Source organism: Tissierella sp., from assembly GCF_032104385.1.
In the GTDB taxonomy this organism is placed as follows: Bacteria; Bacillota; Clostridia; order Tissierellales; family Tissierellaceae; genus Tissierella.
In genome coordinates, this window is the sequence record NZ_DAMCHJ010000001.1 from 346,303 (window position 1) to 358,523 (window position 12,221).

At 31.0% G+C, this 12,221-nt stretch carries 12 protein-coding genes and 4 tRNA genes; 4 read left to right on the forward strand and 12 right to left on the reverse strand.

Translation table 11 applies throughout. The features are described 5' to 3' along the window. The first annotated feature begins 107 nt into the window (after nt 1-107). Both RT714_RS01645 and RT714_RS01650 read left to right on the forward strand, forming a co-directional pair. On the forward strand, nt 108-431 hold the full coding sequence (locus RT714_RS01645; protein ID WP_313755869.1) for a metalloregulator ArsR/SmtB family transcription factor: 324 nt from the start codon (nt 108-110) through the stop codon (nt 429-431). Nucleotides 432-640: 209 nt separating this feature from the next. Continuing rightward, nucleotides 641-1,042: an arsenate reductase ArsC gene (locus RT714_RS01650; protein ID WP_313755870.1), complete on the forward strand. Its 402-nt coding sequence runs from the start codon at nt 641-643 to the stop codon at nt 1,040-1,042. 35 nt (nt 1,043-1,077) lie between these two features. Here the strand turns inward: RT714_RS01650 and RT714_RS01655 are convergent. Then, nucleotides 1,078-1,169, reverse strand: a tRNA-Ser gene (locus tag RT714_RS01655). 193 nt (nt 1,170-1,362) lie between these two features. On the opposite strand from RT714_RS01655, the gene RT714_RS01660 reads away from it, so the two are divergent. Then, nucleotides 1,363-1,437 (forward strand) — tRNA-Glu (locus RT714_RS01660). A 4-nt stretch (nt 1,438-1,441) separates the two neighbouring features. Further along, nucleotides 1,442-1,517, forward strand: a tRNA-Thr gene (locus tag RT714_RS01665). 133 nt (nt 1,518-1,650) lie between these two features. On the opposite strand, the gene tadA is transcribed toward RT714_RS01665, so the two are convergent. The 11 genes from tadA to RT714_RS01720 form a co-directional block, all read right to left on the reverse strand. Beyond that, nucleotides 1,651-2,103 carry a tRNA adenosine(34) deaminase TadA gene (gene tadA, locus RT714_RS01670; RefSeq protein WP_313755871.1) on the reverse strand — a complete coding sequence of 151 codons (453 nt, stop codon included), beginning with the start codon at nt 2,101-2,103 and terminating at the stop codon, nt 1,651-1,653. Between the two features lie 11 nt (nt 2,104-2,114). After that, nucleotides 2,115-2,191, reverse strand: a tRNA-Arg gene (locus tag RT714_RS01675). A gap of 306 nt (nt 2,192-2,497) precedes the next feature. After that, nucleotides 2,498-2,638, reverse strand: a complete 141-nt coding sequence (locus RT714_RS01680; RefSeq protein WP_313755872.1) for a hypothetical protein — start codon at nt 2,636-2,638, stop codon at nt 2,498-2,500. Nucleotides 2,639-2,787: 149 nt separating this feature from the next. Continuing rightward, nucleotides 2,788-3,051 carry a hypothetical protein gene (locus tag RT714_RS01685; protein ID WP_313755873.1) on the reverse strand — a complete coding sequence of 88 codons (264 nt, stop codon included), beginning with the start codon at nt 3,049-3,051 and terminating at the stop codon, nt 2,788-2,790. 22 nt (nt 3,052-3,073) lie between these two features. Further along, nucleotides 3,074-4,144, reverse strand: a complete 1,071-nt coding sequence (locus tag RT714_RS01690) for a uroporphyrinogen decarboxylase family protein (protein WP_313755874.1) — start codon at nt 4,142-4,144, stop codon at nt 3,074-3,076. Nucleotides 4,145-4,485: 341 nt separating this feature from the next. After that, nucleotides 4,486-5,697 carry a D-alanyl-D-alanine carboxypeptidase family protein gene (locus RT714_RS01695; RefSeq protein ID WP_313755875.1) on the reverse strand — a complete coding sequence of 404 codons (1,212 nt, stop codon included), beginning with the start codon at nt 5,695-5,697 and terminating at the stop codon, nt 4,486-4,488. A gap of 262 nt (nt 5,698-5,959) precedes the next feature. Next, a complete protein-coding gene (locus RT714_RS01700) occupies nt 5,960-7,456 on the reverse strand; it encodes a M1 family metallopeptidase (RefSeq protein WP_313755876.1) in 1,497 nt (498 codons plus the stop codon). Nucleotides 7,457-7,576: 120 nt separating this feature from the next. Continuing rightward, on the reverse strand, nt 7,577-8,863 hold the full coding sequence (gene serS / locus RT714_RS01705) for a serine--tRNA ligase (RefSeq protein WP_313755877.1): 1,287 nt from the start codon (nt 8,861-8,863) through the stop codon (nt 7,577-7,579). Between the two features lie 614 nt (nt 8,864-9,477). Continuing rightward, nucleotides 9,478-10,506 carry a PTS sugar transporter subunit IIC gene (locus tag RT714_RS01710; protein WP_313755878.1) on the reverse strand — a complete coding sequence of 343 codons (1,029 nt, stop codon included), beginning with the start codon at nt 10,504-10,506 and terminating at the stop codon, nt 9,478-9,480. 58 nt (nt 10,507-10,564) lie between these two features. Then, the gene (locus RT714_RS01715; protein WP_313755879.1) at nt 10,565-11,089 is read right to left on the reverse strand and encodes a transcription repressor NadR; all 525 of its coding nucleotides are present in this window, start codon (nt 11,087-11,089) and stop codon (nt 10,565-10,567) included. A gap of 151 nt (nt 11,090-11,240) precedes the next feature. Further along, nucleotides 11,241-12,221 (reverse strand): ATP-binding protein, encoded by a 981-nt coding sequence (locus RT714_RS01720; RefSeq protein ID WP_313755880.1) that lies wholly within the window; start codon nt 12,219-12,221, stop codon nt 11,241-11,243.

Consider the following 12,221-nt stretch of genomic DNA (forward strand, 5'->3'; position numbering starts at 1 on the left):
TGTCTATCAAAAATTATTATAATTGTATTTATCCACCTCATTGACAATATTTAAGTAAGTGCATATAATTTCCTATATAGGTGATCACCTATATAGGAGGTGACTAAATGAAACTCAATTATGAAGAAAACTCAAAAATTATTAAAGCATTATCGGATCCGAATAGACTTCAAATACTTGATATATTATCTTGCGGCGAGATGTGCGCCTGTGATATATTAGAGCATTTCGATTTTTCTCAACCTACACTTTCACATCATATGAAGGTTCTAATGGATTCTAATTTAGTAACCCTTAGAAAAGATGGTCTATGGAGTTATTATTCATTAAATTTAATAGAATGCAACAAAATTATTTTATTTTTAATGAATATTATAACTGATACTGAAGACTGTATATGTAAGGATATAAGTAAATGTGGTTGTAAATAAATATTATTATGAAAGGTGAAATGGTTATAGCATAGGAATCTATCTTCCAGATATACCTGAATTTTTAAGTAAGTTTGAATATGCTAATGTCTCTATACCGTTAGCAATTCTAAGTGGAAGTTCCAGTAATGCTTACTCTTGTAAGGATAGAAAATAGTACTAGAGGATGGTTTAATAAAGCTAAATAATCTTTATTGGAGGAATGTTAAATGAAAAAGAAAGTTGCCTTTATATGTGTTCATAATTCATGTCGTTCTCAAATGGCAGAGGGTTGGACAAAAAGATTAGGTAGTGATGTATTAGATGTATATTCAGCAGGAACTGAAAATTATCCTGAAGTAAAACCATTAGCAGTAAGAGTAATGGAAGAAGCAGGAGTAGATATGAGTTATCATTATCCTAAGCTATTATCTGATATACCTGAAGAAGTAGATATTCTTATAACTATGGGGTGTAATGTAGTTTGCCCTTTTGTTTCCAATAGTAATAATGAGGATTGGGGTCTAACAGATCCATCTGGGGGACCTATAAAAGATTATAGAGAAACTAGGGATATAATAAAGAAAAAGGTTGAAGATCTAATTATAAGAGTAAAAAACAATGAGATTTAACAAATAGTACTGTAATCCTAAAAATACAATATTTCTGGCGGAGAGAGTGGGATTTGAACCCACGGTGCAAGTTTACTTGCACAACGGTTTTCGAGACCGCCACCTTCAACCTCTCGGACACCTCTCCTTGACTAATCACTTTAATATTATAACATATAATCTTTATTAAGTATCATAAATTTTTCTTTTAATTGATTCTTTTTCATTCTTACTTATATAGCCTATGGCAAGAGATAAGCGTCTAAAGATATTTATTCTTTTCATTGACAAATCTAATAAACCGTAGTATAATTAAAAAGGTTGTTTTTTGATTCAAGTATGGCCCCATGGTCAAGCGGTTAAGACATCGCCCTTTCACGGCGGTAACCCGGGTTCGAATCCCGGTGGGGTCACCATTATGCTGGCGTAGCTCAATCGGCAGAGCAACTGACTTGTAATCAGTAGGTTGGGGGTTCAATTCCTCTCGCCAGCTCCATTAATATATTTAGCAGGACTTGATTAGTAGTCCTTTAGAGTTACATATCTTTGTATTATAAGAAATAATTCAATAGTGATGATAAATAAAAAAATTCAAGATTAATAAGGTCTTGAATTTTTTATTTAAGGTATCATTTATCTTCCCTAAGCTCCTTAAAAAAGTCTGAAATTATACTACTGCATTGATCTTCCAATACCCCAAATTCCACTTCTAACCTATGATTAAACTTAGGATGATTTGTTAAATCTTCTATGGTACCGCAACAGCCTCTTTTAGGATCTCTAGTTCCAATAACCAACCTATGGATCCTGGAATTGACTATAGCTCCGGCACACATGGCACATGGTTCTAAAGTTACATACATAGTGCAATTAATCAATCTCCAAGCATCAAGATACTTGCTCGCCTCCTTGATAGCAAGTATTTCAGCATGGGCTGTCGGATCCTTCAAAGTTTCCCGTTGATTATACCCTCTGCCTATTATCTCACCATTGTAAACAACAATAGCACCTACTGGAACTTCGTAGGTGCTATAAGCTTTCTTAGCTTCTCTTAAAGCTTCTCTCATATATAAAATATCCATTATTATCACCTTGGTGCACTCGAGAGGAATCGAACCCCCGGCCTACGCCTTAGGAGGGCGCCGCTCTATCCTACTGAGCTACGAGTGCATAGTTTACCAATATAGTTTACACTATTTTAATAGTAATGTCAAATTAGAATTCTTTAAACTTAACCTATGAGTATATCCTCTAATTTATCTAATACTTCTTTATTCCTTTCCATATATTGTTAAAATTATTTACTTACTCTGCTATATTAATAGTAGTTATCGTGAATTTCCCTATAATAAATTTTCTCATAATTTGTATAGAAATATAATAAAATAATAAAACTATATCCTATTAAAGACATAACCTCATTATTTTTACATTCTATGTTTTATATTGTTTCTTCATATTTCCTTTACTGGTTTATTATTTACAAAGTCCCAAGGATTTCTTGAAGGCATCTAAAAATGAAGCTGTTTTCCTTGGATCCACATTATATTCTTTGGAAATTTCCTTTGCTAATTTACCACTTACAATTATAGAAACCGTATTGTTAGCAGTAGGCATCTATAAGAGATACTAATGCACTTATACCTAATTCGGCAGATTTTTTTGCCTTTTACTCTTTTATTTATTCTATACAATAGCCAATCAAATCCTTCACCATTAGATACCATATTAACCAAACCACCAGTTAATAAAGTAATAAAAAGATATCAATCATTCCTGTAAATCCTGAATATACTTGTTGAAATAGAAATAAATGCAGCTATTATAAATACTCCTACTGTAATAAATTTAGCTGGTATTAAAGTAAGTCCTAAATTTACTATAGATTCAACACCACCCATAGCACTAAAAACTGTAGAAAAACCTCCTGCTAATAAATATATAATATCTGAAATTAAATATACAAGTACAAAGATAAGAAAAGGCAATAAAGCTGCCCAATTCCCCTTTTTTTCATTTAACTTCTCCATTTTAATATCTCCTTTATTTAAATTAATTTTTCATTAATAACTCTAAATCAATTGGATATTTCCCATATTTCCTGCCTGCTTCCATAAATATCTCAATGTTCTCCATAGGCGTATGCATTGGAATTTGACATCCTGTACTTAAAATATAACCCATTTTTGAATCATATCCTTTTCTAATACATTCTTTAACGGATTTAAAAATAGACTCCCTATTCCCAGCATAAATTACATCAACAGGCGGAACATTTCCCATAATTATGACTCTATCTCCCATTATTTCTTTAGCTTCTTCTAAGTCCTCTACATTATCTATACTAAAATTAGAAATACCAGTATTAACAACATCTTCCCAAATTTCTTTACTTGTCCCACATATATGGATACCTGGAGCACTTCCAGTCTTTTCCCTTATCTTATCTACATTTTTTTGGAGAGCTGGTAAGGAAAATTCTCTAAATTGTTTTGGACTTATAAGGCTTGTAGATGAAACTGGATCAGCAAAACCAATGGATATACCTAACTTTGCCACCTCCTCTATATATCTATTATTAGATTCTGCTACTATTTCCATTAATGTATGAACCTTTTTAGGACATTTTATCATCCATTTTAGTAAATTCTCTGTTCCTACAACAGACGCAGCCACACTAAAAGGTCCTGACATAGCAGCACTTACATCTACTTTATCTATAAGAGCATCTCTTGTAAGTTTTATGGCCTTAATCAAAATTGGTAAAATGCCATCCTTTAATGGATTGGCAACCTTAAGAGATTCTATTTCATCTACTGATTTAATAGCTGGCTCTAATAAATAAGAAATGTTGTAATCAGGATAAGCTACCTTAGCCCCCATTGCCTCAGCAACCCCTCTAAGACTTGTAGATATTCCCACACTATCATGTTGGAATCTTTCAAATAAAGCTATTTCTAATTCTGACATAAGTTCTGCTGAGTGATAATAATCACTTACTTTTACACCAATAAAAGGAACCATCGTAGCTCCCATATCTGGAACACAGATTACACGATCAATTTCCTCTCCCTTAGCAAAAGCATTCATTCTTTCTCTTGGAGTCATTTCTTCTTTTCTCAATTAAATCTCCTTCCTAAATGCAAAATAATTATTGATATTTAATTCACAATTTTAGCCTATAATCATTATATAGCCTATTATAAAAATATTAAAATCGAACTATTTTATAATAAATATATCTCTATTGATATTTTAAATGTACTAGGTGTAATTCCCATAAATATACAGATTTACGGAAATAAAACTTCATAAATTATACCACCACTATCATAAAATAGTGGTGGTATATAACACTATAAGTTCTAAATATTAAAGTATTTCTCATAAAAGTAATTTTCAAACTATAATATATAAATCATCCAAAATAAAAATTTCTAAAACCAATAATTCAAAGATTAAACTTATACCCTTTCTCCAGTAAAAAATCCTCCTATTGCATTAAATATTCTATTAAAAAATCTACCAATTAATACATACCACTTAGCCTTATTCACATCTTCCTTTACCAAAATATCTGACTCAAAAATTACTTCTCCTTCTTTTTCCACTGTAGCCTTACCTATTTTAGTATTCTTCTTTATTGGCAGACCTATAGCTTCATCAATATCTATGTTGACCCCAATATTTTCATCATTTTTTATTAATTTGGAAAATCCTTTTTCAGCAAAAACTTCTACTTCTTTTATATCTGCCTTTGGAAATTCTATAGTTTGTAGAGGTATAGCTTCATTTAAAAATATTCTATTAGAATAATTGCTAATTCCATGTTCAACTAAAATCTTACTTAATACATTTCTTTTTTCTAATGACTTAGCACCCATTACTACAGCTATAAGACGCAAATCCTTTGTTTCTATATTTTCGCCTCTTATATTGAATGTAGATACATAGCAATACCCTGCCTTATTTGTGAAACCTGTTTTTAAGCCATCTATTTCTTTTATTTCATTAAGTAATGGATTTGTATTTCTTTGAAAATAATTCCTGTTAATTACTTCTATTGATTTAATTTTAGCTGTTTCCAAAACTTCTGGATAATTTCTTATTATATACTGAGTTAACTTGAATATTTCCCTAGTACTCATTTTATTCTGCATATCCTTTCCCCTTATTGGAAGTCCTGTAGAATTATAAAATATTGCATTTTGAAGTCCCAATTTTTTTGCTCTTTGATTCATCTTTTTTACAAAATTGTCTTCACTTCCTCCAGCATATTTTGCTAATGCATATGTAGCATCGTTGCCAGACACTACTATGGAGGCTTCTAAAAGCTCTTTTACTGTAAATCTTTCTCCTGTTTTTAAGTTAAAACTAGACCCCTTTATTTTGGTAATATCCTCATCTATAGTTAGAATATCATTTAAAGAAAGATTTTTTTTGGTTATTTCATCCATAATTACTAAATAAGACATTAATTTTGAAATACTTGCAATTTCAACTACCTCATCTATATTATATTCCTCCAATATCTCACCAGTTTCAAAATCTGCTAGTATATATGATTTTAAATTCCTTTCTATATTAAGGTTATTAACCCCAATATCCTCTCCATAGGATATTGGACTGGTTATAATAATCATTACCATTATCAATATAGATAATATCCTTTTCAAATAAATCCCTCCTATTATATTGTAACAAATATATTACCTTATTTATATAATGTATTAGATATTCCAAGAAATCTTGCTGGAATACCTAATACATTTTTATAAGGGGGATTAAAATGGGTGAACGTAGAGGTTGTTGTGGAGACGATTCTAGTCTATTATTCTTCTTTTTACTTTTAGTAATTCTATTCTGTGGGGGTTTTAATTTCGGTTGTAGAAGATAAATAAAAGCAGGGAATTTATAAATTCCCTGCTTTTATTTTCTTTAGTTACCATTTAAATATTCATTAATCAACTCATTAAAAGATGTATTAGTTATTTCCTCACATAATGTAATAAAGTCTTCTGTTGTAGCTATGCGAAATTTATACTTATTATAGTAATTATTCAATATATCATATAATACTTCTTCACCAAAATCCTCTTTTATCTTATCTATAAACATTGCAGCCCTGGAATATACTAAGGGACCATAATCCTCCCATCCTGCAAATTCAGATAATGGTTTATTTACTACATCATTCTCACTTAGATAGTGTACAGCATATTCATATCCTAATTTTATATTTTCATCATAATATTTTCTTGCTTCTTTCTTTCCTTGGATTTCATTTATATATATTACCTCTGAATATGTGGCTAAACCTTCATCAAGCCAAGCTTCATCTACTTGATTGTTTCCTACAATTCCATACCACCATTGATGAGCTGTTTCATGTACTATTACCTTCTCTAATATATCTATTAAATATTTATGAAAATAATCATTGGATATAAATACTATACCAGGATACTCCATACCTGAGGGAAACTCTGTATTAACTATGGAATACCATCCATAAGGATATTTACCAAAAATCTTATTAAATATTTTAATGGAATTTTCTCCTATTTTTAGACTTTCATTTATAAGTTTAGAATCATTATTTATTGAATAAACTTTAATTATAGTATCTTCTACCTTTTTTTCTTTGACTACGAAATCCTTACTAGCAGCCCAAGCAAAATCTCTTATTAGCTGTCCTTCAATCTTATAAGTCTTTTTATCTCCATCTTCCCTTTCTGATATAATCTTCCCACTGGCAGCTACTATAATTTCTTTAGGAGTTGTTATAGAAACTTTGTAGTTGGCAACTTCACTATAAAAAGGATCACCAACCTTATAGTAGGGATCTAAATTCCAACCATTTTTATCATATACACAAGCTATAGGATACCAGTTACCTAAATTTATGCCTTTATCATGATATCCAAATCTATCCTTAGTCGTTGGTAACTTTACCATGTATTCCAGATACAGATCTATTCTTTTACCTCTTTCCAGCGGTTTTTCAAGTTTTATATTAAGTATCGTATCTTTATCTTCATCTATAATCCATTGTAAATCCTTATCTCCTATCTTTACCTTTTCAATTTCTATATATCCAGGTTTATAGCTTGAAGGATTCATTTCATCACCTATATTAAATAATATTGGTGCTTTTTCTAAAGATTTAAAAGCATTTGGATATAGATGAAAATATATATCTTCTAAATCTATATCTGTATTATTTACATAGGATACTGTCTGCTTTCCCTTATATGTCATATTTTCAGTATCTAAATTTACATCAATCCTATATTCATTTATTTTAGACTCATCAAGTCCATTAAGATTTTTAACTATAAGTGCATCTGCATTTATAGTTTTCCCCTGTTTACAACCTGCTAAAGATAGTACGATAATTAACAATATAATTATAAATAGCTTAATCTTTTTCACTATATTCCTCCTCCCCATATATTAATATTAACTATATCCAAATAAATTATCAATAAAAATCAGGATATTTTAAAAAACATCCTGATTTTTATAAATATCTCTTTAATTTTAAATTCACAATTAACAATTTGAAATTGGTGTTAGCTTCTCCAGTCCGCCCATATATGGTCTTAACACTTCTGGAATAACTACTGTGCCATCTTCTTCTTGGTAGTTTTCAAGTATGGCAGCAAAGGTTCTGCCTACTGCTAAACCTGAACCATTTAAAGTATGGACAAATTCAACCTTTCCTGTATCTTCCTTTCTATATCTAATATTTGCACGTCTAGCTTGGAAATCTTCGAAATTACTACAGCTTGAAATCTCTACATATCTACCATAGGATGGCATCCATACTTCTATATCATAGGTTTTTGCAGATGAAAAGCCTAAATCTCCACTGCAAAGAGATACTACTCTATATGGCAATCCTAATTGTTTCAGAACTTCTTCCGCATTATTGGTTAATTTCTCTAACTCATCATATGAACTTTCAGGAGCTACAAATTTAACTAATTCTACTTTATCAAACTGATGATTTCTTATAAGCCCTCTAGTATCTCTACCTGCTGCTCCTGCTTCTTGTCTAAAACAAGGTGTATAAGCTGTATAATATATAGGTAGACTCTTTTCACTTAATATATTATCTCTTTCTAAGTTAGTAAGTGGAACTTCAGCTGTTGGTACAAGAAAATAGTCTTTACTAGGTAAATGAAACATATCTTCTTCAAACTTTGGTAGTTGACCTGTACCTATCATACTATTCCTATTTACCATAAAGGGAGTTGCCATCTCAGTGTATCCATGATTCTCAGTGTGTAAATTAAGCATAAACTGCGTAATAGCTCTTTCTAATCTTGCTCCTAATCCCCTAAATACTGTGAATCGAGCTCCTGTAATCTTCGTAGCATTTTCAAAATCTAGTATATTTAAGTCTGTACCTATATCCCAATGAGCTTTTGCTTCAAATTCAAATTTCTTTGGTTCTCCAAATTTTCTTATTTCTACATTATTAGTATCATCTTTTCCTTCTACTACAGATTCATGGGGCGCATTTGGTATTTGAAGTAGAGTATTCCTTAGTTCTTCATCTATTTCCTTTACTTTAACATCCAATTCCTTTACCTTTTCTGATAACTCCTTCATTTCAGCAAATATATGGGAAGCATCTTTCCCCTCCTTTTTAAGTTTGGGAACTTCTTTTGATGCAAGGTTTTGCTTTGCTTTCATTTCTTCCACTTCTACAAGAATAGCTCTTCTTTTCTCATCTAATTCAAGAACTTTATTAATCGGAAAATCTCCTTTTCTTTTCTGTAAAGCCTTTATTACTTCATCTGAATTTGATCTAATTCTTCTAATATCTAACATATATATAACCTCCTTAAATTTTTCAAAGTTTCGCAACTCAAATCTATTTATTCGCTACGCTCATATAGATTTGACCCTAACGGGTACTCCCAATGATAAATTCTACATTAAGGTTGGTGCTCATTGCGTTTGACCTACTAAAGCTCACAACCTTATTCTACCCCGTAGGGCATAATTCGGTGGTGTCCGTTAGGACCTATCATTCGGCTAAGTTAGGTCATAAAAAAACTCTCGATCCCCACATAATAGTAGGGACGAGAGTATTCCCGCGTTGCCACCCTAGTTAGCCAAAAAGGCTCACTCGAAATTTATTAGCTCAGGGTTGGATTCAATATTTCACCTTATCAATTTCCACCATCCATTGACTCTCTAAAAAAGTTAGATATTTACTATTTCCCTTCTCTGCTAGGTATTTAATTATAGATATTATAGCATAAAATTTATAATTGTCAAGGAGTAAAAATAAAATATCCATTAAATAGTTTAAACTTTTAATGGATATTTTCATCTTTTGCTATTTATAATATTTTATCTTTTGTATGGGAAGACTTATGCTCCCATTTCTTTTATACCCCCCAATCGTATGTTAAAACATTGATTTTTATTTTTAAGCCTTATAATTTCATATCCCCTAATTTTATAAATCCCTTTTCTCGCATCCATTCTGAAATACCAAAAGATATTATTCCAGGTAAAATAAAATGCATCATAATAATTAAAATTAATGTTTTAGGTGTAGCACCCATTGCATCTATGGTAGAAAATTGACCTACTAATCCGCTGGTTCCCATTCCTGCACCTATTTTAGTACCTTCCATTTTAAGTATATAAGTAGATATAGGTCCTAATATAGCAGATGAAACTATGGCTGGAAGCCAAACCAAGGGATTTTTTACTATATTTGATATTTGTAACATTGATGTACCTATACCTTGAGCAATAAACCCTCCAAATCCATTTTCCCTATAGGATGCTACTGCAAATCCTATCATATTAGCTGCACATCCTACTGTACTTGCCCCTGCTGCAAGACCTGATAATCCTAAGGATATGGCAAGAGCTGCTGAACTTATGGGAAGTGTAAGAACTATTCCCATTATTACTGATACTATTATTCCCATTGGTATAGGATGCATTTCTGTTGCCTTGTTAATAATCTCTCCCAAAAAATTCATTATCATAGCCATATATGGAGCTATGTACTGTCCAACAAATCCACCTATTATAATAGTAGCTAATGGAACTAACACTATATCAACTTTAGTTTTCCCACTAATTAGCTTTGAAAATTCTGCTCCTACTAAAGCTGCAATAAAAGCTCCCACAGGCTCTCCTGTGTTTATAATTGCTGTACTACCTTCAAAATTAATACTTCCTGCACCTATTGCTCCTACTACAACTGAAGCAAAAATACCTAAAGGTGGAGCTCCTACACTATATGCTACTCCCGCACCTATTGCTGGTCCCATTAATTTTTGTGCTATGGATCCAAAGTTAATAAGCTCTTGAATACTAAATAATGTTCCTATTTGTTTAATTATTAGTCCAATAAGTAAAGATGAAAAAAGTCCCCAAGCCATACCATTTAATACTTTAACAAAATAGTTTTGTATGCCACCTTTTGATTGTTTTATTTCAATCATCTCCTCACTCGCTTATAATTACAGCTGTCTTGTCACCTGTAATTATAAATATAACATCCTAATCCTCTTTTATCAAGTATTTTTTTTCTAAAAGAGCCTCTTTTATTCTTCTTAAGGTGTTTTCATCATCTGCTTCTATAGTATGTAAATGAATACCATCTGTTAAAGAAGATAAGGGCTCTGCTTTAGTTGCTTTTAAGTTATCTATAAATAAACTTAAATCATGTCTAGAACCTATTTGTAATTGGGATCTTATTTCTCCGTACAAAGGATGCTCTACTATTACATCTACAATCTTCCCACCTAAATCGATGATTGTTCTCAATTCTTCTTCCAACTCTTTATTATTTTTATGGGTGCAAACTATGGTCTTCGTTGTTTTTCTTTTTTCATGAATTTTAATTATTAAATATCCCTGAGGAGTAGCAAGTATATTTTCTCCTCTGGCCCGTAATATTGCAATATCTTGAACTATTACCTGCCTACTAACATCTAGTTGCTCTGATATATCTATTCCTTTAACTGGTTCCTCTGATTTACTTAAAATATTTAATATTTCCTGTCTTCTTTCATTTGCATTCATAGAATTCACCCCTTCATTCAATTGTGAATTAACAATTTACTCCCAGTTTCGAGACTGAAATTTGTTCACTCATTACATTGGTACAAGTTTGGTGCTCATTGCGTTTGACCTACCTACGATTTGCAAAAGCACAAATCGGGTTAGGTCATAATCATTCCCATCTAAGATCATGTCCATAAAACTTAAGAGGAATAAATTTATCCAATATCCTAGAAAACACCCTATCCGTATATGTATCGGATATTTCCTTCGGTGTTAGATTAGTTGATATTATAGTTTTTTTACCTGCTATTATTCTAGTATTTACAATATTAAATATCTCCGCATTAGTAAATGTATTAGCTACTTCTGTGCCTAAATCATCTATAATAAGTAAATCTGCTTCAAATAATAAATTGTATTGATAGTCATTGTAATTTCTAGTGTCTTTTCCAAATCTATGTTTTTCTATTATTTCAAGTATTGTAAATGCAGTTTGATATATTACTATTTTGTTTTTATCTAAGAGAGATTTAGCTATACAATTACATAAAAATGTTTTGCCTAAACCTGTAGTACCATAAAGCAACAAATTTTCTCCATTGTTTTCAGTAAAGTTGCTAATAAAACCCTCTGCTATACCTACTATATCTATCATGTTTTCCCTAGGTGTCATTCTTTCATTTTCAAAGGGCTCATCTTTAAATATATTAATATTAAAAGATTTAAAATTTTCTTTTTGAAGAACATTTTCTATGTTAGACATTTTATATGCACGAGATACTAAGGCTTGTTTCAAACAATTGCATTGATTACCAGTATCCAGATACCCTGTATCTTTACAACTCTCACAGTCATATTTAATATCCATATAGTCCACCGGAATATTGGATTCGGTCATTAAATAAGCTTTCTCCATTTTTAGCTTTTCAATTATCTTTTTTGCATTTTCTATACTTTCTTTATATTTATGTGGATTACCTATTATATATTTGGACATGGAAAGACCTGTTTTAAGAATATCCTCATCTATCCTTTTAATTGCAGGTATCTTTCTATACACCTTTTCTTTTCTTATTCTCTGTTCATGTAATTGTTTATCTCTTTTTCTCTCATACTCAATTGAAAGTTCTTTCAATATATCTTTATACAT

What these genes read in the sequence shown, in the direction of transcription:
- RT714_RS01710 (WP_313755878.1), bottom strand. Translation starts at nt 10,506, where the DNA reads ATGATTGAAATAAAACAATCAAAAGGTGGCATACAAAACTATTTTGTT.
- RT714_RS01715 (WP_313755879.1), bottom strand. Translation starts at nt 11,089, where the DNA reads ATGAATGCAAATGAAAGAAGACAGGAAATATTAAATATTTTAAGTAAA.
- RT714_RS01720 (WP_313755880.1), bottom strand. Translation starts at nt 12,221, where the DNA reads ATGTATAAAGATATATTGAAAGAACTTTCAATTGAGTATGAGAGAAAA.
- tadA (WP_313755871.1), bottom strand. Translation starts at nt 2,103, where the DNA reads ATGGATATTTTATATATGAGAGAAGCTTTAAGAGAAGCTAAGAAAGCT.
- RT714_RS01680 (WP_313755872.1), bottom strand. Translation starts at nt 2,638, where the DNA reads ATGCCTACTGCTAACAATACGGTTTCTATAATTGTAAGTGGTAAATTA.
- RT714_RS01645 (WP_313755869.1), top strand. Translation starts at nt 108, where the DNA reads ATGAAACTCAATTATGAAGAAAACTCAAAAATTATTAAAGCATTATCG.
- RT714_RS01685 (WP_313755873.1), bottom strand. Translation starts at nt 3,051, where the DNA reads ATGGAGAAGTTAAATGAAAAAAAGGGGAATTGGGCAGCTTTATTGCCT.
- serS (WP_313755877.1), bottom strand. Translation starts at nt 8,863, where the DNA reads ATGTTAGATATTAGAAGAATTAGATCAAATTCAGATGAAGTAATAAAG.
- RT714_RS01650 (WP_313755870.1), top strand. Translation starts at nt 641, where the DNA reads ATGAAAAAGAAAGTTGCCTTTATATGTGTTCATAATTCATGTCGTTCT.